The organism is Streptomyces rishiriensis (assembly GCF_030815485.1).
GTDB classification, from domain to species: domain Bacteria; phylum Actinomycetota; class Actinomycetes; order Streptomycetales; family Streptomycetaceae; genus Streptomyces; species Streptomyces rishiriensis_A.
The window spans coordinates 6,953,591-6,976,371 of record NZ_JAUSWV010000002.1; the positions used below are offsets into that span (position 1 = coordinate 6,953,591).

General features: G+C 70.2%; 18 protein-coding genes, 1 tRNA gene and 1 pseudogene. 16 read left to right on the forward strand and 4 right to left on the reverse strand.

Annotated features, from left to right (window positions below; translation table 11 throughout):
- Nucleotides 1-5 precede the first annotated feature (5 nt).
- The 10 genes from sucD (at nucleotide 6) to QF030_RS33330 (ending at nucleotide 9,331) form a co-directional block, all read left to right on the forward strand.
- On the forward strand, nucleotides 6-923 hold the full coding sequence (gene sucD / locus QF030_RS33285) for a succinate--CoA ligase subunit alpha (protein WP_307166268.1): 918 nt from the start codon (nucleotides 6-8) through the stop codon (nucleotides 921-923).
- A gap of 118 nt (nucleotides 924-1,041) precedes the next feature.
- Nucleotides 1,042-2,583 (forward strand): aldehyde dehydrogenase family protein, encoded by a 1,542-nt coding sequence (locus QF030_RS33290; RefSeq protein WP_307166269.1) that lies wholly within the window; start codon nucleotides 1,042-1,044, stop codon nucleotides 2,581-2,583.
- 353 nt (nucleotides 2,584-2,936) lie between these two features.
- Nucleotides 2,937-3,245 (forward strand): MarR family winged helix-turn-helix transcriptional regulator, encoded by a 309-nt coding sequence (locus tag QF030_RS33295; RefSeq protein WP_307166270.1) that lies wholly within the window; start codon nucleotides 2,937-2,939, stop codon nucleotides 3,243-3,245.
- Between the two features lie 143 nt (nucleotides 3,246-3,388).
- Nucleotides 3,389-3,473 (forward strand) — tRNA-Leu (locus QF030_RS33300).
- Between the two features lie 443 nt (nucleotides 3,474-3,916).
- On the forward strand, nucleotides 3,917-5,080 hold the full coding sequence (locus tag QF030_RS33305) for an ATP-binding protein (RefSeq protein WP_307167775.1): 1,164 nt from the start codon (nucleotides 3,917-3,919) through the stop codon (nucleotides 5,078-5,080).
- Nucleotides 5,077-5,478 carry a roadblock/LC7 domain-containing protein gene (locus tag QF030_RS33310; RefSeq protein ID WP_062644100.1) on the forward strand — a complete coding sequence of 134 codons (402 nt, stop codon included), beginning with the start codon at nucleotides 5,077-5,079 and terminating at the stop codon, nucleotides 5,476-5,478. The genes QF030_RS33305 and QF030_RS33310 overlap by 4 nt, the downstream gene beginning before the upstream one ends.
- A complete protein-coding gene (locus QF030_RS33315; protein WP_307166271.1) occupies nucleotides 5,475-5,852 on the forward strand; it encodes a DUF742 domain-containing protein in 378 nt (125 codons plus the stop codon). The genes QF030_RS33310 and QF030_RS33315 overlap by 4 nt, the downstream gene beginning before the upstream one ends.
- A complete protein-coding gene (locus QF030_RS33320) occupies nucleotides 5,827-6,420 on the forward strand; it encodes a GTP-binding protein (protein ID WP_307166272.1) in 594 nt (197 codons plus the stop codon). The genes QF030_RS33315 and QF030_RS33320 overlap by 26 nt, the downstream gene beginning before the upstream one ends.
- 7 nt (nucleotides 6,421-6,427) lie before the next feature.
- Nucleotides 6,428-7,771, forward strand: coding sequence for a cytochrome P450 (locus QF030_RS33325; RefSeq protein WP_307166273.1), 1,344 nt, complete (start codon nucleotides 6,428-6,430; stop codon nucleotides 7,769-7,771).
- Nucleotides 7,772-7,993: 222 nt separating this feature from the next.
- A complete protein-coding gene (locus tag QF030_RS33330; RefSeq protein ID WP_307166274.1) occupies nucleotides 7,994-9,331 on the forward strand; it encodes a tryptophan dimethylallyltransferase family protein in 1,338 nt (445 codons plus the stop codon).
- A 288-nt stretch (nucleotides 9,332-9,619) separates the two neighbouring features.
- Here QF030_RS33330 and QF030_RS33335 read toward each other — a convergent pair whose 3' ends face one another.
- The 3 genes and pseudogenes from QF030_RS33335 to QF030_RS33345 all read right to left on the reverse strand — a co-directional run bounded on the left by QF030_RS33335 (nucleotide 9,620) and on the right by QF030_RS33345 (nucleotide 12,251).
- Nucleotides 9,620-10,906, reverse strand: coding sequence for a flavin-containing monooxygenase (locus QF030_RS33335; RefSeq protein WP_307167776.1), 1,287 nt, complete (start codon nucleotides 10,904-10,906; stop codon nucleotides 9,620-9,622).
- Nucleotides 10,907-11,106: 200 nt separating this feature from the next.
- A pseudogene (locus QF030_RS33340) lies at nucleotides 11,107-11,397 on the reverse strand (FCD domain-containing protein); the annotation flags it as partial.
- Between the two features lie 56 nt (nucleotides 11,398-11,453).
- Nucleotides 11,454-12,251 (reverse strand): hypothetical protein, encoded by a 798-nt coding sequence (locus QF030_RS33345; RefSeq protein WP_307167777.1) that lies wholly within the window; start codon nucleotides 12,249-12,251, stop codon nucleotides 11,454-11,456.
- 461 nt (nucleotides 12,252-12,712) lie between these two features.
- On the opposite strand from QF030_RS33345, the gene QF030_RS33350 reads away from it, so the two are divergent.
- Entirely contained in the window at nucleotides 12,713-13,417 is a 705-nt protein-coding gene (locus tag QF030_RS33350; RefSeq protein WP_307166275.1) for a nucleotidyltransferase domain-containing protein, read from the forward strand.
- Between the two features lie 421 nt (nucleotides 13,418-13,838).
- Complete coding sequence (gene fusA, locus QF030_RS33355; protein ID WP_307166276.1) at nucleotides 13,839-15,983, forward strand: elongation factor G; 2,145 nt, start codon at nucleotides 13,839-13,841, stop codon at nucleotides 15,981-15,983.
- A 207-nt stretch (nucleotides 15,984-16,190) separates the two neighbouring features.
- Here the strand turns inward: fusA and QF030_RS33360 are convergent, their stop codons facing one another.
- Nucleotides 16,191-17,984: a coagulation factor 5/8 type domain-containing protein gene (locus tag QF030_RS33360; protein ID WP_307166277.1), complete on the reverse strand. Its 1,794-nt coding sequence runs from the start codon at nucleotides 17,982-17,984 to the stop codon at nucleotides 16,191-16,193.
- Between the two features lie 232 nt (nucleotides 17,985-18,216).
- Here QF030_RS33360 and QF030_RS33365 point away from each other — a divergent pair, with 232 nt between their 5' ends.
- The 4 genes from QF030_RS33365 to QF030_RS33380 are packed head-to-tail and all read left to right on the forward strand — an operon-like array spanning nucleotide 18,217 to nucleotide 22,763.
- Nucleotides 18,217-19,536 (forward strand): ABC transporter substrate-binding protein, encoded by a 1,320-nt coding sequence (locus QF030_RS33365; protein WP_307166278.1) that lies wholly within the window; start codon nucleotides 18,217-18,219, stop codon nucleotides 19,534-19,536.
- 5 nt (nucleotides 19,537-19,541) lie between these two features.
- Complete coding sequence (locus QF030_RS33370; RefSeq protein ID WP_307166279.1) at nucleotides 19,542-20,528, forward strand: carbohydrate ABC transporter permease; 987 nt, start codon at nucleotides 19,542-19,544, stop codon at nucleotides 20,526-20,528.
- Between the two features lie 7 nt (nucleotides 20,529-20,535).
- Nucleotides 20,536-21,375: a carbohydrate ABC transporter permease gene (locus QF030_RS33375; RefSeq protein WP_307167778.1), complete on the forward strand. Its 840-nt coding sequence runs from the start codon at nucleotides 20,536-20,538 to the stop codon at nucleotides 21,373-21,375.
- A gap of 29 nt (nucleotides 21,376-21,404) precedes the next feature.
- A complete protein-coding gene (locus QF030_RS33380) occupies nucleotides 21,405-22,763 on the forward strand; it encodes a GH1 family beta-glucosidase (protein WP_307166280.1) in 1,359 nt (452 codons plus the stop codon).
- Nucleotides 22,764-22,781 lie beyond the last annotated feature (18 nt).

A 22,781-nucleotide genomic window follows, 5' to 3' on the forward strand; every position in this document is an offset into this window, starting at 1 on the left:
ACGCCATGGCCATTTACCTCACCAAGGAGAGCAGGGTCCTCGTCCAGGGCATGACCGGCGCCGAGGGCATGAAGCACACCCGTCGCATGCTCGCGGCCGGCACGAACATCGTCGGCGGCGTCAATCCGCGCAAGGCGGGCCGGACCGTCGGCTTCGACGTCCCCCAGTGCGTGAACGGCCCGGGAGGCGCCCCGGCGAGGGTGCCCGTCTTCGGCTCGGTGGTCGACGGCGTCCGGGCGACCGGCGCGGACGTCACCGTCGTCTTCGTGCCGCCCGCCTTCGCCAAGGCCGCCGTCATCGAGGCGGCCGACGCCGGCATCGGCCTTACCGTCGTCATCACCGAAGGCGTCCCGGTCCATGACTCCGTCGCCTTCACCACCCACGCCGCGGCACGCGGAACGCGCGTCATCGGCCCCAACTGCCCCGGACTGATCACCCCCGGCCAGTCCAACGCGGGCATCGTCCCGGCCGACATCACCAAGCCGGGCCGCATCGGGCTGGTCTCCAAGTCCGGCACGCTCACCTACCAACTCATGTACGAGCTGCGTGACATCGGCTTCTCCACCTGCGTGGGCATCGGCGGCGACCCGGTCGTCGGCACCAGCCACATCGACTGTCTGGCCGCCTTCGAAGAGGACCCCGACACCGATCTCATCGTCCTCATCGGCGAGATCGGCGGTGACGCGGAGGAGCGCGCGGCCGACCACATCCGCGAGCACGTCACCAAACCCGTCGTCGGCTACCTCGCCGGCTTCACCGCGCCCGAGGGCAAGACCATGGGACACGCGGGCGCGATCGTCTCGGGTTCCTCGGGGACCGCAAGGGCGAAGAAGGAGGCGCTGGAAGCGGCGGGGGTGCGGGTGGGAGCCACGCCGACCGAGACCGCGCGTCTCGCACTCGCCGTACTGGACGAAAACTCCTGATTCTGCCGGAGAGTGACGATCCGTCACTCGGCAAGGCCGTCGTGACTCGTCGGCGACCTCCGAGTCCCACGCACCACCCCGCCGCCCCCGACTGTGCACCGAGAGCGGAGCAGCCCTGATGGCAACCACCCTCACCCTCAAATCCGGCACGTCCTGGCCCGATGCCTGGCGACGCTGCCTCGCGGTCGCCCCCGAGGCCTTCCGCGACGACCACGTCCTCAACCTCTGGGACGCCTCCTGGCAGGCCGACGGCCGGACGCTGCCGGCCGTCAGCCCGGTGGACGGCAGCCCGATCGCCGGCCCGCCCCGGCTGGACGGAGTCACCGCCCACCGAGCCGTGCGCGCCGGCCTCGACCAGCACCGCGCCTGGCGGCACGTTCCGATCGAGGAGCGCCGCGCCCGCATATCCGCCACGCTCGACGCCCTCGCCGAACACCGCGAACTCCTCGCCCTCCTCCTCGTCTGGGAGATCGGCAAGCCCTGGCGGCTCGCGCAGGCCGACGTCGACCGGGCGGTCGACGGCGTGCGCTGGTACGTCGACGGCATCGAACCCATGCTGGACGGGCGGGCGCCGCTGGACGGACCGGTGTCCAACATCGCGAGCTGGAACTACCCGATGAGCGTGCTCGTCCACGCATTGCTGGTACAGGCTCTGGCAGGCAACGCGGTCATCGCCAAGACCCCGACCGACGGCGGTGTCGCCTGTCTGACGCTGGCCTGCGCGCTCGCCGCCCGCGAGGGCGTCCCGATCACCCTCGTCAGCGGCAGCGGGGGCGAGCTGTCCCCGGCGCTGGTCCGGGCGCCCGAGATCGGCTGCGTCTCCTTCGTCGGCGGCCGCGACACCGGCGCCGCGGTGGCCACGGCCGTCGCCGACCTCGGCAAGCGGCACGTACTCGAGCAGGAAGGACTCAATACCTGGGGAATCTGGAACTACTCGGACTGGGACACACTCTCCGCCGTCGTGCCCAAGCTCTTCGACTACGGCAAACAACGGTGCACCGCGTACCCGCGGTTCGTCGTCCAGCGCGCGCTGTTCGACGAGTTCCTCGCGGCCTACCTCCCAGCGGTGCGCACGCTGACCGTCGGGCACCCGCTGGCCGTGGAGCAGCGTGACGATCCCTGTCCCGGGCTGGACTTCGGGCCGGTGATCAACGCGGCCAAGGCCAAGGAACTGCACGACCAGATCGCCGAGGCCATCGACCGGGGCGCGGTCCCGCTGCACCGCGGCAGGCCGGCCGACGCCCGCTTCCTGCCCGGCCAGGACACCTCGGCGTACGTCCAGCCCGTCACGCTCCTCGGACCGCCGCCGTCCTCTCCGCTGTACCACGCGGAGCCGTTCGGCCCGGTCGACACCATCGTCCTGGTCGACACCGAGGCGGAGCTTCTGGCCGCCATGAACGCGTCCAACGGTGCGCTCGTCGCCACGCTGTCCACGGACGAACGGAGCACCTACGACCGACTGGCCCCGCAGATCCGCGCGTTCAAGGTCGGCCACGGCACAGCCCGCTCCCGCGGCGACCGCGACGAGCTCTTCGGCGGATTCGGCGCGTCGTGGCGCGGCGCGTTCGTCGGCGGGGAGCTGCTGGTGCGCGCGGTGACGCTGGGGCCGACGGGGGAGAGGCTGCCCGGAAACTTCCCGGACTACCAGCTGATGCCCTGACCACGCCGGACGGACCGCCGACCGAGGCGGCGACCGAGTCTCGGCCGGCGGGACGCACACGGGCGGAGAGCGGACGAGAGGACGGTCCGACGACCGAATGACCGGATGACCGGATGACCGGAACCGGATGACGGGATGACCGGATGAACGTACAAGGCGCCGGACGGCAGGAGCTCAGCGGTGGGTACGCATCGATACGCTCGGCGTATGGGGAGTGACCGAGCAGTGCAGTCGGGGCCCCTCGAGTACCGGCTCGGCCACCTCCTCCGGCACGCGCAGGCCAGACTGGCCAGGTGATCCGCGGAGGCGCTCGTCCCGTACGGAGTGGACGGGCGTGACTGGCGGTCCTGGTCGTGCTCGCCGATGAAGAAACGTTGTCGCAGGCCGAGGCGGCGCGGCGGCTCGGCGTCGATCGCACCACGGCGGCGGCGCTCGTCGACGGACTGGAGGACCACGGCCCGGTGGAACGGCGACGAAGCCCCAGGGACCGCCGCCGGAACATCGTCCGGCTCACGGACGCGGGCCTGGTCTGCCTGGAGCGGGCCGAGGCGGCGCGCCGGGCCGCGGAGCGCCGCTTCCTCGCCCCGCTGGACGAGCAGGCGGCGGCCGCGTTGCTGCGGGCCCTGCGGTTGCTCGTCGCCGAGGAGCCGGCGGCGAAGTGACCGCCCGGTCACCCGCTGTGAGGCGTCCCGTGCGGCCGGCCCGCACCCGCTCGGCCAGCGGATATGCAGGTGAGACGCACTGCGAAAGCTTGGTATTGTTGTGCCTGTCGCCGCGGGGAGATCTCGCGCAGCGGCAACACCTGGTCCGGGTGGCGGAATGGCAGACGCGCTAGCTTGAGGTGCTAGTGCCCTTTATCGGGCGTGGGGGTTCAAGTCCCCCCTCGGACACTCTCACCCTCCGTATCGAGCGGATTCCGCTCGGTGATCGGTCAATTGCCCGCATTCGGCTTTCGCCGGATGCGGGTTTTGTTGTTTCCGTATCCATTGTCTCCGGAATGTCGCGGAAGCCCGTTTATCGGTTGTCCTGTCGGGATGTCCGGCATTCCGTTCGAGGCGGCACTTACCGGTCACTCCGTCGTCGCCTGCCGAAGCCGCCGCCGGGACCACTGACGATCCGTCAATGTTCATCTCCGTAACCATATTGACGGTCTGTGGCCCCATCTTGTGGTGATACGATCACGCTCGCTTGTAGAGCGGGCGGATGGGTGCAAGACGACATCTCCGACTACGGGGACAGTCCGGGCGGTCACCCGTCGATGCGGGCGGTCCGCCGGTCCACCCGCGTTGACGGGAATTCAGCAACTGGCCGTCAGTCGCCTGAAGAGAGTCTTATGACGCATTACATACAGAACCCGGTACTCTGGGCTCTCCTCGTGGCCGTACTCGTCGCCGTCGCCCTCATTGTTCGCCAGCGCAGGGCGGCGCGTGCCTTGAGGCAGGAGATCGCGGGGCTCAGGTCTCACTACTCCGCGTTGGAAAACGAGTACGCGCAATCCGTCGAGGCAGCTCAGGAACAGGCCGAAGAGGCCACGAAAACGGTCCTCAAGTCCGCGATGCGGACCCTGCAGGGCCTTGCCGCGGAACAGCAGTTGATTGTCTCCCGGCTGCAGAACAAATATGGCGAGTCGGTTATTCTCCAGGACCTTCTGGAGATCGACCACACGAACTCGCAGTTCGGCCGTCGGGCCCAGTCCATCGCCGTTCTCTGCGACGGCTGGCTGGGGCGCGCCCGAGATGTCGCGTCCGTGTACGACGTGGTACGCAGCGCACAGGGCAGGGTCCGTCATTACCGGCGGGTGGAAATTCTGTCGCAGGTCGACTTCGGCATCACGAGCCGGGCGGTCGAACCGGTCGCACTGGCCCTCGCCGAACTGCTCGACAACGCGACGAGCTATTCCAGCCCGGACACCGTCGTCGAAATCAACATTCGTACGGTGCCCAAGGGTATTTGCATCGTCGTCGACGACGCCGGTGTCGGCATGAACGACGAAGAGCGCGCCCGTGCCGACAAACTCCTGTCGAGTCAGCGGGTCTCGGGTGTATCCGCGCTCGGGAACCCGCCGCAGTTCGGCTTCGCGGTGATCGGTGTGCTCAGCGAGCGCTTCGGCTTCGAGGTGTCGGTGGACTCCACCTCCCCCTACGGAGGCGTCCGGGCGGTCCTCCTCCTGCCGCACGACCTGCTCACCAACGCGCCCGAGCAGAAGGATCCGGTGCCGGTCGTTCCCGCCGCCGCCACGGCCCGCAGCGGCCCCGAGGGCGGGCTCTCCACCGGCACCACCGCCGACGGCCTGCCGAAACGGCGTCGCAAGCGGCCCATGGCCATCGTGCCCGGCAGCGCGTCCGCGTCCACTCCCGCCCGCTCGGGCGCCGAGACGGCGGCGATCATGGGCGCCTTCCAGCGGGGCACCCAGTCGGGCCGGGCCACGCCTGCGAGTCCCGCGGAAAAGTCGAGCAGCACCCGTGGTGCTGGCAGCGAAGGGCATGAGATCTCGTGAACGACGATCTGTCATGGATGCTTGACAGCGCCTTGGAGATACCTGGGGCCCTGCATGCAGTCCTCATCTCCGCGGACGGCCTGCTGATGGCGCGGACGCAGGACTTCGACAAGGACGACGCGGACCGGGTCGCCGCCGCGATGAGCGGGGTGCAGTCGCTCAGCCGCTCGCTCGCGTTCTTCTGTGAGGACCCGCAGATGCGGTGGCGGCAGACGCTGGTCGAGTTCGACGGAGGATGGGTCTTCCTGATCTCCGCCGGCGAAGGCGCCTACCTCGGCGTCTCCGCCTCGCCGGACGTCGACATGGCGGACATCAGCTTCCGGATGCAGCAGCTCGTCGGTCAGCTCGGCAAGGCCCTGACGACGCCGCCGCGCGAGAACCTCGGCGCGCGCTCATGAACGGCTTCGACGAACTCGAGCCGCACACGCCGGAGTTAGTGCGTCCGTACGTCATCACCAAGGGCCGTGGGCTGCCCGACGAAGGACAGCTCTCCCTCATCACCCTGGTCACGGCGGCCGCCGATCGCGAGCAGCGGCCGACGCGGCTGTCCCCCGAGGAACAGAACCTGCTCGACCTGTGCTCGGCGGGCTACCTGTCGGTCGCCGAGATCGCCGGGCACACCCAACTGCCCCTGGGCGTGGTGAAGATCCTCCTCGCCGCCCTCACCGAAGGCGGCTATCTCATCACCCGCCCACCGGTGCAGCGGGCTCCCCTCGCCGACCGGGACATCCTGGAGGAGGTACTGAATGGTCTCAGGGCCAAGTTTGGATGAGCAGGCCTACGTCCGCGACGGGGCCACCCAGACGGCGGTCAAGATCCTCGTCGTGGGTCACTTCGCGGTCGGCAAGACCACGTTCATCGGGGCGATCTCCGAGATCGAGCCGCTGACCACCGAGGAGACGATGACGCGGGCAGCCGAGTCGGTCGACGACCTCAAGGGGGTCCAGGGCAAGACCACCACCACGGTCGCCATGGACTTCGGACGTCTGACCATCAGCGACCGTGTCGTGCTGTACCTGTTCGGAACGCCGGGGCAGCAGCGCTTCGTCCAGATGTGGGAGGACATGGCGCGCGGCGCCCTCGGCGCGCTGGTGCTCGTGGACCCCGAGCGGCTCGCGGACTCCTTCGCCGTCATCGACCTGATCGAGCAGTACGGACTCGACTACGCCATCGCCGTCAACCACTTCGACGGCACCCCCCTGCGGGACGAGATGGCTCTGCGCGACGCACTGGACCTGCTCGACGACACCCCCGTCGTCACCTGCGACGCGCGAGACGAGCGGTCGTCGGCCGATGCGCTGATCACCCTCGTCCGCCACCTCCAGGACCGTGCACACTAGGAGAGACATGGACCGACCCACCGCACCCGTGCCCCCGCCCGGGTGCCCGGCGCACCAGGCCGGCGGCAGAGTGCCTCTGTACGGCACGGAGTTCGCCGCCGACCCGCAGGCCTACTACACCTACCTGCGTCACTTCGGGCCGACCGCGCCGGTCGAACTCGCTCCTGGAGTCGAGGCGACCCTCATCACGGATTACGCCGTCGCACTCCAACTGCTTCAGGACTCCGGGGCGTTCCGCAAGGACGCGCGCCGCTGGCGCGACCTGAACGAAGGGCGGGTGCCCCCGGACAGCCCGGTCGCGCCCCTGCTGTCGTACCGGCCCAACGCCATGTTCAGCGACGGCGCGGAGCACCTGAGGCTCCGTCAGGCGATCACGGACAGCATGGCGCGCGTCGACACGCGCAAGCTGAGCCGGACCACCGAGCAGGTCTCCAACTACCTGATATCGCAGTTCGGTCCGCGTGGCTCGGCCGACCTCCTCGGCGACTACGCCAAGCAGCTGCCGCTGTTCGTGTTCAACGAACTCTTCGGCTGCACCGCCGACATCGGTGACCGCGTCGTGTTCGGCATCACCGGCATGTTCGACGGTGTGAACGCCGAGCAGGCGGTCGGGGTCATGTTCGGCGCGATCGGCGAGCTGGTGGCTCTCAAGCGGGCCAAGCCGGGCGACGACGTCCCCTCCTGGCTGATCGAACACCCGGCCAAGCTCACCGACGAGGAGTTGGTCCACCAGATCGCTCTTCTGCTCGTGGCCGGCAACGAGCCGCTGCGCAACCTCATAGGCAACACCCTGCACCGGCTGCTCACCCACGACACGTACGCCCACCAGGGTGGTCTGATCGACGAGGCGATCGACGACACGCTGTGGGAGAACCCGCCGATGCAGAATCTCGCACCGCACTACCCCGCGGGGGACATGGAGTTCGCCGGCCAGAAGGTGCACGCCGGCGACCTGCTGCTGGTCAGCTTCGCCGCGGCCAACACCGGCCCGGCACTGACGGCGGCCCGGCAGGCGGGCAGCAACCGCGCCCATCTGGCGTGGAGCGCGGGCCCGCACGCCTGCCCGTCCAAGGAGCCGGCCCGGCAGATCACCGTGACGGCCATCGAGAACCTGCTCAACAAGCTTCCGGACGTCGAACTCGCCGTCCCGACGGAGAGCCTGACCTGGCGGCCGGGCCCCTTCAACCGCGGACTCACCGTGCTGCCCGCCAAATTCACGCCGGTGCAGATCGCGCACAGGTCCGCCCCGACGCGCACCGAGGCACCCGTGCGTCAGGCACCGACCACGACGGGTGGCAGGGGTGAACGCGCGGGTGTGTGGAGCCAGTTCCTCAACTGGCTGACGAGGTGATTCACGCAACACCCGTCAACTCTTCACCACTGCATGACATTTCAACCTCGCGGGTAGTGAGGAACGCGGCATTCCGTGTTGCTCACACACCAGAGGAGGTGTCGTGGACCACATATCCACCGACGCCGATTTCAGACAACATCCGACCGTCGTGCACCCCCAGATACCCGCCTCACCAGGCGGGTATCTTCTTGCCCGCCCCGCCCCCCGGGGAGAGGCCCGATGACCGCCACCGGTGCCGAGGCTCCGGGCACTGCGGGCCGGGAGACCCTCGGCGGTCACGCGGCCCGTCAGCTGCTGCGACTGGCCGAGGTCGCGGGCCTGTCCGGAGCCGACTCCACGCTCTACGCGCGGACCCTCGTCGAGGCGTTGGGGCCCGTGGCGCAGCGGTCCCTGGATCTGCCGCCGCCCGGCCACAGCTTTCTCTCCGACGACCACACCCCGGTGGAGTTCTCCCTCTCCTGCGAACCGGGGGCCGCACCGACCCTGCGGGTCCTGCTGGAGCCGGGCGCCGGCGCCGCCGACCTGGCCGAGGACGGCCGCACCGGCCTCGCCGTGGTGCGCGAGATGGGGCGGCGCTGGGGCTTCGCCACCGATCGGCTCGACGACCTGGCGGACCTCTTCTTCCCGTCCGCACCCGAAGGCCCCTTGGCGCTGTGGTGCGCGCTGGAGCTGCGTCCCGGTGGCGTCCCCAAGGTCAAGGTCTATCTGAATCCCGCGGCATCCGGCGAGAAGCGTGCCGCCAAGACCGTACGGAAGGCGCTGAAGCGACTGGGGCACCGGGAGGCGTTCGACGCGCTCCCCGAAGGGGACCGTCACGTGTTCTTCGCCCTGGACCTGGGCGACTGGACGGAGCCGCGGGTCAAGGTCTACCTCGCGCATCACGACCTTTCGGCCGCGCAGGCGTGCACCCTGTCCCGCATGGACGGCGGCCCCGGCCGTGCGGAGGTCGAGGAGTTCTTCCGTATCGTGGCCGGGTCCGGGCCCGGCGCCGATGCCGACGGCCTCCGAGGGGGAGTGGGCGCCGGAGCCGTACAGGGAGCCGGGAAGGGGGCCGGGGGAGGAGGGGAGCCGCGGCTCGCGCGCCGGCCCGTCCAGACCTGCCACGCCCTGACCGACACGGGGACCGGTGTGCCGAGCGGGTTCACCCTCTACATCCCGGTGCGGGACTACGCCCGGCACGACGGCGAGGCCCTGGACCGGGCGACGGCGCTGCTCGGTCACTACGGCATCGACCCCGCACCGGTGCTGCGCGCCGCCGCCGCCGTCACCTCGCGGCGGCCGGAGGACGGTGTGGGGCTGGTCGCCTATCTGGGCCTGGCCCATCAGCAGGGCCGTCCGCCGCGGATCCTCACCTACCTCTCCTCGGAGGCGTACGAGGTGCGGCCGCCGACGGCCGCCGTGCCCGCCGCTGCCCTGTCCACCCCGGCGCCGCCCACCGTCTCCCTGTCGGCCGCGGCGGTGACCGGGCGACAGCCGTCCGCACGACCGATGGACCAGCACCGTCCGCGGACCGCCGGGACCCGTACGGCGGCTTCGGTGGAACATCGGACTTCATGAAACCGCGGATCTCGTGGAACAGCGCCACCCGTAGACACGGTCACCCATGGAACGGCGCGACCCGTAGAACACGGCCACCCGTAGAACAGCGCCACCCGTAGCAGCAGCGGTACCACCGCACCCCGCGGAACAGAACCTCGGGGGGAGCCGTACGCCGACGTCGTCGAACCGCTCCCCTCGTCCCACGAGCAGCGCGCACGCAGCCGCCCAGACCGCCCGGGCGGCCTCTCGACGCGCGGCGGCGATCCGCGGCCGATCCGGCGGCCGGCTCGCGTCAGCGACGGGCCGTCACTCGTTGCGCAGTTCCTCCAGGTAGGGCGCCACATCGACCTGGATCGACGCGCCCTGGGTCCGGCCGTACTGGCCCGCGACGCCCCCCAGGTACGCGTCGATCTCCTTGCGCATGACCTCCGGCTCCGGCAGCGTCGCCTTGCCGACGAGGAGCCGGGCGACCCAGCGGGCCTGGGCCTCCACGAGCCGGGTGACGGAACCGTGCGGGCGCACCAGGCCGATGAAGTGCAGCCCGGGGTGGCCGGGCGCGACGACCCGCTTGTACAGCTCGACCGAGCCCTGCGGACCGATCGGGCAGTCCGGTGGCAGGAAGGGATGGGCCATGCGGTAGCCGGTGCAGTGGACGATCGCGTCGGCGGGCACGGAGGTGCCGTCGGTGAACACGACCCGGCCGCCGTCGACGAGGTCGATCGCGGGCTTGGGGACGACCCCGCCGTGGCGTATGCGGGTGAGGATCTCGTCGGAGATCGTCACGGCCGAGGCGAAGACCGGGTGGTCCGGCTCGGGCAGGCCGTAGTCCGAGAGCCTGCCGCGTGCGACGAGCAGGGCCTGCTCGATGAACCGGCGCTGCTCCGCCAGGGACATGGTCGTCCACCAGGGAGCCTCGGCGACGTCGTCCAGGGGTATGCCGAAGAGCTGCTTGGGCAGGATGTGCAGGCCCCGGCGTACCGAGAGGACGGTCTGGGCGGCGTATCTGGAGAGGTCGGCGGCGATGTCCACCGCCGAGGCCCCGAGTCCCACGACGACGACACGCTGTCCCGCGTAGTCGCTGCCGTCGCGGTAGTCCAGCGCATGGAGAATCGTTCCTTTGAAGGTCTCGGAACCGGGTGCGGGGACAGGAAGGACCGGCTCGGTGTTGTGTCCGGAGGCGACGATCACCTGGCTGAAGTCCCGCGTGGTGCGCGTACCGTGCGCATCCCGGCTGACGACCGTCCAGGACCCGTCGGCCGCCCGGCGCACCGACTCGACGGTCGTCTCCAGCTCGATGTGGTCGAGCAGGCCGGCCCACTCGGCGAAGGAGCGCAGATACGCGGCGAGTTGGCTGTGGGAGGGGTAGACCGGATACCCGGCCGGCATCGGACGGTCGGCGTAACCGGTGAGCTGCTTGTTGGTGTTGAGGTGGAGCGACAGATAGCCCGGACCGCGCTCGCCGGCCCCAGGCTGCCGCCAGAGGCCGCCCACGTCCGACGCCTTCTCGAGGCAGACGAAGTCGAGGCCCTCGGACTTCAGGGCGTGTGCCGTGGCCAGCCCGGACAGACCCGCACCGATCAGACACAGGCTCACACGTTCCCCCACGGAATCGACACCATCCTTACGCACACGCGCAGTTGAATGCCCGTGCGGCACTCTCCCCACGCGTCGCACACCCGCGACAAGGATCACAGGCGGGATCCGAGGCCCGAGGTGGCAGGGGGAAAGGGGACGGGTAGTGGGGACGTCACGGGGCGAGCCGCCCACTCCGGGACGAGTCGCCACTCGCGGGCGGCGGCCCACAGCCCCCGCACATGGCCGAGGTGTCGGGTCATCACCGCGCACGCACGGCCTGTTCGTCACGGGACAGCAGGGCGTCCAGCAGCTCCACCTGCTCCTCGGCGGAGGCCAGCAGGCGGCCCGAGGCGGAGAGTGAGCGCGGTCAGGCCGTACGGGCGAGCCCGGCCGCGCAGCTCGCGGACGACCTCGGCGAGATGGGCGTTGCCGGCCGGCGCGGGAAGGCCCAGGTGGAACCGGGTGTAGGCCTCCACGTAGGCGATGAGGTCGCCCGCCACCGCCGCGGTGTACCTGGTGCCAGGCGGCGGAAGAAGGCCGGAGAGAGGTGGCAACCGGCCGCCGCTCAGTCGAACTCGCTGGGCTCGGGCGCCGGTGTGCGCCCTTCCCGTACGTCCTTGAGTCGCGTCGTGCCGTGGCTGACCGCGTCCTCGGTGCTGTCGTGGTCCGCTCCGTCGGAACCGCCGTTGGTGACCGTGATCGCGTCGTCCCCCACCCGTACGACGGCGACGTCCATGGTGAGGGTGACCGGGGTGCCGCCGGAGGGGCCCGCGACCGTCACCGTCAGGCCCTGCCGGGTGTCGCCCACCTCGGGCAGGGAGGCCTCGACGACCTGCACGGTGCGGGTGGAGCCGTCGGAGCCGACCGCGTTGAACTGGTCGCACGCGGTCGGCAGCGTCTTCAGCCAGTCGAACGACTGGTCCAGGGCGGTCGACCGGTAGGCGGCGACCTGGTAGAGCAGCCGGGAGTCTCCCTCGGTGAAGCCGGTGAGCGCCGACGGGCCGGGCGGGGCACCCAGGAGGTCCTCGTCGTAGAGCCCGTCGAGGAGGCGCTGGCAGTCCGCCGCCTGCGTCTTGCCGGTGAGGAACTGGGCGGCGTCGACCGTGCCGATGAGCAGCCGGTTCCGCCAGCCGGCCGCGGTCTTCACCTGCGTCCAGTTGTCCTCGAGGTCCCCCGCGGTGATCAGCGCCGTCTGCGCGCCGGCCGAGGTGAGCGGCGTGATGGTGGGGGACGCGGTGGCGGTCCGTCGGCCGGCGGACGGGGTCGCGGTGGTGCTCGGGTCGCTCGACGCGCTGCCGTCCCCGTCGTCGGAGCAGGCGGCCGTGGCGAGCAGCGTTCCGACAGTCAGGGCGACGGCCAGCAGCCGGGTCGGACGGCCCGGACGCGTCGGGCCGGCCGGACCGGACGGCCCGGCGGGACGCGGCGGGGTGGACGGGCGGGACGACAGGCGAGGGCTGGTCACGAATACCTCCTGAGGACGGTTCGGGGACGGGGCGGGACGGGGCCGGTCCCCGCGTGGGCGCGCCCCGGGCGGGTTCCCGAGGGATTCCTCTCGTCGACCTGGGTGCTTGCCGGGCACCCCGTGGGCTCTGCTGGTGCTGCCTCTGCCCCTACACGGCACCACCGGCCGGGCCGCTCTACCAGCGCACTGATCCGTACGGGTGACACGGCGGGAGGGGCGGAGCGAGCGACCGGGCGCCGGTGGAGCGGCCCGTCGGGCCGGAAAATGCGAGGTGGTCCGGGTCGGGGCCGGGGCATCATGGCGGTTCTGCCGCCCGTCCACGGGGGCGGGGGATCACCATCGGGGAACGACCGGGGGCACCTGTGACCGTCACCAACATCCTGCTGTCGGGAATCGTCGGCTCGACCGCCTACGGGCTCGCCCGCGAAGGCTCCGACGTGGACCGTCTCGGCATGTTCGCCGCCCCCACCGAGGATCTGCACGGCCTGCACCGGCCGACGGAGTCGCACGTCAGCACGGCGCCCGACCGGACCCTGCACGAGGCCGCGAAGTGGTGCCGGCTCGCCCTGGGCGGCAACCCGACGGTGATGGAACTCGTCTGGCTGCCTGACGAGTTGTACGAGGTGCGGTCCCCGCTCGGCGACGAACTCATAGCCCTGCGCGGGACGTTGCTCAGCGCCCGCCGGGTCCGGGACGCCTATCTCGGCTACGCCACGCAGCAGTTCCGCAGACTGCGGAACCGCAGCGAAGGGCCCCTCGCCGCGGACACCCGCAAGCGGACCGCCAAGCACGCGCGTCACCTCAAGCGGCTGTGCACCCAGGGTTACGAGCTGTACGCCACAGGGCGGTTGACGATCCGTGTCGACGACCCCGAGAGCTACCACGCGTTCGGTGAACGGGTCGCCGCCGATCCCGAAGCCGCCCTGCCGCTGCTGCGCGGCTTCGAGGAGGCGTTCGCCGCGACGCGCAGCGCGCTGCCCGAACAGCCCGACGAAACGGCCGCCGACGCGTGGCTGCGGCGGGTGCGCAGGCAGTTCTACCCGGCGGAGCAGGCCGCTCCCGCGTGACCGACGGACGCTCCCGCCGGGCCGGAGGACAGGCGGGCGCCGGCCCGGTCGGCGGGACGGTGCGAATAATCCCGTGCGGCGGGAGTTCGTCGCCCCTACACTCGCCAGAACCGAGCGCCGCCCACGACACGGGCAGCGCGGTACCGAGACGAACGAGGGGGGCCCGGCCATGCGTGACCACACCGCTGCCGTCGCTCCCCGATCCCGCTACGAGGTGATCCTCGTGTCTCCGTCCGTCCGGTGCTCGCTGCGCGGCCGGCACCGGATGTCCTGACGACCGCCTGATCACCGCGTTGCCCCCGCCGATGCGCCGATAACTTACGGAGCGTCGGCACACTCGCACGTCGACCGACGTGTCTCGGTGTTCGTCCGGAAAATCGCGCCGCCCGTTTCTCGGAAACACCCCGAAAGGCCAAGGGCCGTGCGCAACCACCTCGACCGTCAGCTCTCCGCCGTGCGCAACCTGGGCATACTCGCCCACGTCGACGCCGGCAAGACCACCGTCACGGAGCGGATCCTGTACGCCACCGGGACCACGCACAAGCGCGGCGAGGTCCACGAGGGCACGACCGTCACCGACTTCGACCCCCAGGAGCGCGACCGTGGCATCACCATCTTCGCCGCGGCCGTCAGCTGCGACTGGGACGGTCACCACATCAACCTGATCGACACCCCGGGCCACGTCGACTTCGCCGACGAGGTGGAACGATCCCTGCGGGTGCTCGACGGTGCGGTGGCGGTGTTCGACGCCGTGGCGGGCGTGGAACCGCAGAGCGAGTCCGTGTGGCGCCAGGCCGACCGGCACGGTGTACCGAGGATCGCGTTCGTCAACAAGCTGGACCGGGTGGGGGCCGACCTCGACACCGCGGTGGCGTCGATCCGGGAACGGCTCCATCCGGTCCCGCTGGTCGTGCACCTGCCGATCGGCACGGAGGACGGCTTCACCGGCGTCGTCGACCTGCTGCGCATGCGGGCGCTGACCTGGAGCGACGGCGCCGAGACGGCCGTCGAGGACGACGTGCCGGAGGATCTTCGCGAGGAAGCGCTGCGCAGGCGTCGGCTGCTGGAGGAGGCCGTGGCGGAGCGGCACCCGGCCGCCCTGGAGGAGTTCTGCGACCGGGAGACGCTCTCCGCCGAGACCCTCTCCGGTGCGCTGCGCGACCTGACCCGCACGGGCGACGGAGTGGTCGTGCTGTGCGGCTCGGCCTACCGCAACCGCGGGATCGAACCGCTGCTCGACGCCGTCGTCGCCTATCTGCCGTCGCCGTTGGACGTGCCGCCTGTATGCGGTGTGCCTGGCGGTGGCGACGGTATGCGAAATGCCGAGAGCGGTATGCGCGAGGGCGTCGACGGTATGCCGCAGACCGGCGAGCGACGGGCCGCCGACCCCGCCGCACCGTTCGCGGCGCTCGCGTTCAAGGTCGTCGCGACCCCCACGGGCCGGCTCACCTATCTGCGGGTGTACTCGGGCACGATCCGGAAGGGAGACGCGGTATGGGAGTCGGGCGCACGGCGCACCGAGCGGATCGGCCGGATCCTGCGGGTGCAGGCCGACCGGCATGCCCAGCTGGAACGCGCGGTCGCCGGGGACATCGTGGCCGTGATCGGGCTGAAGTCGGCCCGTGCGGGATCGACGCTGAGCGCGCCGGGTGCGCCGGTCGTCCTGGAACCGCCCGGGGTCACCGATCCGGTCGTCTCCGTGGCGGTCGAGGCGCGCACGAGCGCCGACGCCGACCGGCTGGCTTCCGCTCTTGCCCGGCTGGCCGAGGAGGACCCCTCGCTGGTCGTCCGGACCGATCCGGAGACCGGGCAGACCGTGCTGTCGGGCATGGGTGAACTGCACCTGGAGGTGGCGGTGGAGAAGATCCGCCGCAGCCTCGGCCTGGAGGTCACCGTGGGGCGTCCGAGGGTGACGTATCGCGAGACGGTCGCCCGCGGCGTGTCCGGTCTGGTCTTCCGGCATGTCAAGCAGGACGGGGGCGCCGGGCAGTTCGCGCAGATCGTGCTCGATGTCGAGCCGCTCCGCGCCGATGAGACGGGAGGTGCGGCAGAAACCGGTTTCGCGTTCCGATCGACCGTGGTCGGTGGACGGGTGCCGCAGGAGTACGTCCGCGCGGTCGAGGCAGGCTGCCGGGACGCCCTCGCCGAGGGTCCGGTGGGCGGACACCCGGTCACCGGGCTGCGGGTCACCCTGACCGACGGGGCGACCCATGTGAAGGACTCCTCCGAAACGGCCTTCCGGACGGCCGGCCGGTTCGGGCTCCGGGAAGCCCTGCGCGGCTGTGCGATGGTCGTGCTGGAACCGGTTGTCGAGGTCACGGTCACCGTTCCCGAGGACGCCGTCGGCGGGGTCCTCGGCGATCTGGCCGCACGGCGCGGGCGGGTCACCGACTCCACTGTGCGCGGCGGTTCGGCGGTCGTCACCGCCACCGTGCCGCTGGCCGAACTGTTCGGCTACGCGACCCGGCTGCGCAGCCGCACCCAGGGCCGGGGCACCTTCTCGGCCCGGCCGACGGGGTACGCCCCGGCGCCCTCCTCGGCGCCCGCGCCGGCGACGGCACGGTAGGCCCGGGCCTCACCGCGAGGCAGTGGACCGCACGCCACCTCGTCGGTCCGTGCCACGAACACCTGGTGTCCGTGGCACGGACCGAAGGCTCATGCCGCCCCTCCGGCGCGTGCGGCGCGGGCCGCGCGTCACCCCTCCGGCGCGTGCCGCGCGGGCCGCGTTCCTCAGGGCCGTTCCCTCAGGGCCGGATCGCGGACAGCGGGTGGATCAGGGATACGACACCACGGTCGACGGCACCGTCGAGGTGCCGGAAGTCGGCGCCCCGAGGTCGTTGATGACGTGCTCGTACTGGCCTTGGCCGCCCAGGGAGACCACCAGCAGGTCGTGGAACTTCACACCCGGAACGTTGGGGGCGGCGAAGCCGTGGTGCTGGACGATCGTCGGGTCGACGTTGTAGTAGCAGTAGCTGCCCAGACCCCAGCCCTCGTGCGCGGTGACGTGGGCGCCGACCTTGTAGGCGGCGTAACCCTTCACCGAGCCGTTCTGGATCGCCGCCTGGTTCGGCGCGTCGTACGCCTTCTCGTTCTGGAAGAAGATCGTGCGACCGCGCTGGCCGTTCCACAACACGTCGTACTTGTTGAAGTGCTCCACGAACAGCCCGGTGGCCAGTACGTCGTGGCCGTTGACGACGACGCCGTAGTCGGCCCGGTTGGTCTCCCAGCCGACGCCCTCGCCGTGGTCGGCGCGCCAGACCCAGGTGTGGTCGACGATCGTGTGCCGGTTGTTGATCACCATGCTGGTGGTGGCCTTTCCGGCGCCCGCCCCGCCGATCCGGACGAACACGTCCTGGACGGTGGTGGGGTTGGCGGAGTGGTCGCGCGACGCGCCGGCCGGACCGACCTCCAGCAGGACCGGGGAGTTGACCGGTCCGGCGTCCACGAGGAAGCCCGCCAGCCGGACTCCGTCGACGTCGGCCACCTTCAGCGCGGTGACGCCGTTGTCCGGGATCAGGGTGGCGTAGCCCAGGCCCAGCACGACGGTGTCGGCGCGGTTCACCTGGATCGGCCGGTCGAGGTGGTAGATGCCCGGCGTCAGCAGCAGGTTCAGGCCCTGCGCGAGCGCCTGGTTGAGCGTGGCGGCGGAGACGCCCGGCTTCGCGACGTAGAACCGCGACAGGGGCAGCGAGCTGCCGCGGGGCGTGCCGTTGCCCCAGGTGACCCCACGCGCGTCGGTGCGTCTGGCGGGCAGGAAGACCCGGAAGGCGCCGGCGCCGTCGACGTACAGGAACGGCTTCTCCCGTGAGACCGGGGTCGTGTGCAGCGTGGTGTACGGAGGGTCGGGGAAGCTCTGGGCGGGTGCGCCCTCCACACCCGAGAACACCATGTTCCACACGCCGTTGAGCCAGCTGCCGATCGCGCTGTCCCGGGTGTACCACTGCTGTTGCGAGTACGGGCCGATCTCGCCGTCCACACGGCTGTCGGCGATGTAGCCGCCGCTGGCCCAGCCGTAGCCGGACGGGGCCAGGTTGAGGCCGCCGCGTATGTGCATCCGGCGGAACGGCGCCGCCTGGGCGACCGCCCATCGGTTGGTGCCGCTGACCGGGACGAGCGCGAGGTTCTCCGCCGAACGCCAGAAGTTCTGCGTGGCGTTGCCGCCGAACCAGCCCGCGTCGACGGTCACGTCCCCGTTGATGGTCGTGTCGTCGGGGGAGAGGCCGAGGCCGGCGATCGAGGTGTAGAAGCCGAGTTGGGCGTTGAGGCCGTGGTAGGTGCCGGGCCGGAACAGCAACGCGTAGCGTCCGGTGCCGAACTGGGCCGCTTCCTGTTGCCGGAACACCGCGTCCAGCCGGGACTGGATGTCCGGGGTGGACGGGTCGAAGACAAGGACGTTCGGGCCGAGGTCGCCACCGCCGGGAAGAGCGCGCAAACGCTTTCCACGCGAGGAGGCGGAGGCCGGGGCGGCGGTGAGTCCGGCGACGGCGGGAACTGCCGCGGCGGTGGCTGCGGCGAGGACTGCTCTGCGGCGCACGGCGGGCGTCTCCGACGACGGAGTGTGGGGCATGGGCGGCTCTCCTCGGTCCAGGCCGCTCGCAGTGAGCGGCTGATTTAAGGAAGTGAACGATCGCTGAGCTGAGAGCGCTCTCTCGGCGTTGAATGCTTCAACTGTCCGAACGTGCGCGTCAAGTAGGGGGAGCCGAGTTCCCCGGACTGTGCCGGAAGACTTGACGCGGCCCTCTTCCGGGGTTTAACTCACGTCCTAAATTAAGTCCTGATGACACACCGGGAGCCGACCCATGCGCACCATACGAGCCGCGGCCACAGGCGCCGTCGTCATGTCACTCGCCCTCGCGGCCACGGCCTGCGGAGGCGGCACCTCGACGGACGGCGAAGGCTCCAACAAGTCGCCGAAGACCCTGACCTACTGGGCCTCGAACCAGGGCGCGAGCATCGAGGTCGACAAGAAGGTCCTCCAGCCGGAACTCGACAAGTTCGAGAAGCAGACCGGGATCAAGGTGAAGCTGGAGGTCGTCCCCTGGTCGGACCTGCTGAACCGGATCCTCACGGCGACCACATCCGGCCAGGGTCCCGACGTCCTCAACATCGGCAACACCTGGTCGGCCTCGCTCCAGGCCACAGGTGCGCTGCTGCCCTGGGACGAGGCGAACTTCGCGAAGATCGGCGGCAGAAACCGTTTCGTCGACTCCGCGCTCGGCTCGACCGGAGCGCAGGGCAAGGACCCGGCCGCGGTGCCGCTGTACTCGATGGCGTACGCCCTCTACTACAACAAGCAGATCTTCGCCGACGCCGGCATAGCTCAACCGCCCGTCACCTGGGCCGAGTTGGTGGCCGACGGGAAGAAGATCCAGGCGAAGGGCAAGCAGGTCCTGGGCGCCGAGGGCGCGAACGTCTCGGAAAACGTCCATCACGTCTTCGTCTTCGCGAAGCAGCACGGCGCCGACTTCTTCACCGCCGACGGAAAGCCCGACTTCACCTCCGACGGCGCCGTCTCTGCGGTCAAGCAGTACGTCGACCTGATGGCGAAGGACAAGGCCATCCCGCCGGGCAACGCCGAGTACGCGCAGAACCAGTCGGTGAGCGACTTCGCCAAGGGGAAGACCGCGATGCTGCTGTGGCAGACCGCGTCCGCCAACCTCAAGTCCCAGGGCATGAGCGAGGACAAGTACGGCATCGCCCCGGTGCCCGTGCAATCCGGCACCCCCGGTACCGGCGCCCAGGTCAACTCGATGGTCGCGGGCATCAACCTGGCGGTCTTCAAGAACACCGACAACCTCGGCGGCGCCACCCAGTTCGTGAAGTTCATGACCGGCGACGAGGAGCAGAAGATCCTCAACAAGGCCTACAGCACCATCCCGCCCGTCGCCTCCGCCCAGTCGGACCCCGGGTTCAACTCCCCGGCGAACGCCGTTCTGAAGGACACGCTCGCCAAGAGCGCCGCCGCGCTCCCGCAGGTCGCCGACGAGTCCCAGTTCGAGACAGTGATCGGTACGGCCGTCAAGGAACTGTTCGCCGACGCGGCCGCCGGCCGTGCGGTGACCGCCGAGTCGGTGAAGGCCAAGCTCGCCAAGGCTCAGCAGCAGATGCCGACGAAGTGAGCCAGATGACCATCACCACCGAGGTCGAAAAGCCTCCGGCACGTCCTGGCACCGGCCGGGCCCCGCGCCCGCGCCCCGGCCGGATCCGCCGTATCGGACTGCCCTACCTGCTGCTCCTGCCCGCCCTGATCCTCGAACTCCTCGTTCACCTGGTGCCGATGGTGATCGGCATCGTGATGAGCTTCAAGGAGCTCACCCAGTTCTACATCCGCGACTGGGGCACGGCCCCCTGGTCCGGCCTCGACAACTACCGGGTGTCGGTGGACTTCGACGCTCCCGTCGGCGAGGCCCTGCTGCACTCGTTCCTCGTCACCGTCGGCTTCACCCTGCTCTCGGTGGGGCTGTGCTGGCTGATCGGCACCGCGGCGGCGATCTTCATGCAGGACACCTTCCGCGGCCGGGGGCTGCTGAGGGCGCTCTTCCTGGTGCCGTACGCCCTGCCGGTCTACGCGGCCGTGATCACCTGGGTGTTCATGTTCCAGCATGACAACGGCCTGGTGAACCACGTCCTGCACGATCAGCTGCACCTCACCGACAAGCCCTCCTTCTGGCTGATCGGCGACAACAGTTTCTACGCGTTGCTCACCGTCTCGGTGTGGAAGGGCTGGCCGTTCGCCTTCCTCATCGTGATGGCCGGCCTGCAGAACATCCCCGGCGAGCTCTACGAGGCGGCCGCCCTGGACGGTGCGGGCATGTGGCAGCAGATCCGCCGCATCACCCTTCCGTCCCTGGGCGCGGTCAACCAGGTCCTGGTCCTGGTTCTGTTCCTCTGGACGTTCAACGACTTCAACACGCCGTTCGTGCTGTTCGGCAGGGCAGCTCCGGAAGCCGCGGATCTCATCTCGGTCCACATCTACCAAGCGTCCTTCGTGACCTGGAACTTCGGCACGGGTTCGGCGATGTCGGTCCTGCTGCTGCTCTTCCTGCTGGCCGTGACGGGCGTCTACCTGGCCGTCACCTCGCGCGGACGGAGGGCCTCGCATGCCCGCTGACTCCCCCATGGCACCACCGCGTTCGTTCCTCTGGTCCCGGCGGGTCTTCCTCACCCTGCTCACCGGCTTCGTGCTGTTGCCGGTGTACGTGATGGTTTCCAGCTCGCTGAAACCGCTTGCCGACGTCACCGGCGAGTTCCGCTGGCTGCCCAGCGGTCTGACGATCCGCCCGTACATCGACATCTGGTCGACGGTCCCGCTCGCCAGGTATTTCGTGAACTCGCTGGTCGTGGCGGGCGCGGCGACGGTCTGCTCCGTGGTGATCGCCGTGTTCAGCGCCTATGCGGTAAGCCGTTACGACTTCCGTGGGAAACGGGCCTTCACGGTCACCGTGCTGTCGACGCAGATGTTTCCCGGCATCCTCTTCCTCCTCCCGCTGTTCCTGCTGTACGTCAACATCGGCAACGCCACCGGCATCGCGCTGTTCGGCTCGCGCGGCGGCCTGATCCTGACATATCTGACCTTCTCCCTCCCGTTCTCCATCTGGATGCTGATCGGATACTTCGACTCGGTGCCGCGCGATCTCGACGAGGCGGCTCTGGTCGACGGCTGCGGTCCGCTCGGCGCGCTCTTCCGGATCGTCGTACCGGCCGCGATCCCCGGCATCGTGGCGGTCGCCGTCTACGCCTTCATGACCGCCTGGGGCGAGGTGCTGTTCGCCTCCGTCATGACCAACGACACCACCCGCACGCTCGCCGTCGGACTCCAGGGCTACTCCACCCTCAACGACGTCTACTGGAACCAGATCATGGCCGCCTCGCTGGTCGTCAGCGTGCCGGTGGTGGCCGGCTTCCTGCTGCTCCAGCGGTATCTCGTCGCCGGACTGACGGCCGGAGCCGTGAAGTGAGCAACCACCCCGTTTCCGAGAGGACCTCAGTGAGCATCGACTTCGCCGCCCTGCCCCAGGACTTCCTGTGGGGAACCGCCACCTCGGCGTACCAGATCGAGGGAGCCGTGGCGGAGGACGGCCGCTCGCCGTCGATCTGGGACACCTTCTCGCACACACCCGGAAAGATCGCGGGCGACGACCACGGTGATGTCGCCTGCGACCACTACCACCGCTGGCGCGAGGACATCGGCCTGATGCGCCAACTGGGTGCCAACGCCTATCGGTTGTCGATCGCATGGCCCCGTGTGGTGCCCGGCGGCGACGGTCCGGTGAACCTCAGGGGCCTCGACTTCTACGACAAGTTGATCGACGGTCTGCTGGAGGCGGACATCACCCCGTCCGTCACCCTCTACCACTGGGACCTTCCTCAGGCGCTCCAGGACCGCGGCGGCTGGCCCGAGCGGGACACCGCCGAGCACTTCGCCGCGTACGCGTCGGTCGTCGCCGAACGGCTGGGCGACCGCGTCACCCACTGGGCGACCCTGAACGAACCCCTGTGCTCGGCCTGGATCGGCCACCTCGAAGGCAAGATGGCACCCGGCTTCACGGACCTGACGGCGGCGGTCCGCGCCTCCTACCACCTGCTCCTCGGCCACGGACTCGCCGTCCAGGCCATCCGGGCGGCGGTCCCGCGCGCCGAGGTGGGCATCGTCAACAACCTCTCCACCGTCCACCCCGCCACCGACCGGCCCGAGGACGTGGCCGCCGCCCGCCGCATGGACGGCCACACCAACCGCTGGTGGCTCGACCCGGTACACGGTCGGGGCTTCCCGGCCGACATGCGCGAGGTGTACGGCGTGGAACTCCCGGAACAGCCGGGCGACCTGGCGACGATCGCCGCACCGCTGGACTGGCTGGGTCTCAACTACTACTTCCCGGCCACGGTGAGCGACGACCCCGACGGGCCCGCCCCGCACGCCCGTTCCGTCCGCCGGGACGGTGTCCCGCGCACCGGCATGGACTGGGAGGTCGACCCGAGCGGCATCGAGACACTGCTGCTGCGTCTGACCGAGGAGTACGGAGCGCGTCGGCTGTACGTCACGGAAAACGGTTCCGCGTATCCGGACATCGTCCGCCCCGACGGCACCGTCGACGACCCCGAGCGTCAGGCCTACCTGACCGGCCACCTCGCCGCCTGCGCCTCCGCCGCACGCAAGGGCGCCCCCCTGGCCGGCTACTTCGCCTGGTCCCTGCTGGACAACTTCGAGTGGGCGTACGGCTACGACAAGCGTTTCGGCCTCGTCCACGTCGACTACCGGACGCAGGCCCGCACGATCAAGGGCACCGGTCGCCACTATGCGGAGATCATCCGCCGGCACCGGGAAGGGGTGGCGAAAGCCGCCTGAGGGCAGGGCGCGGCGGGT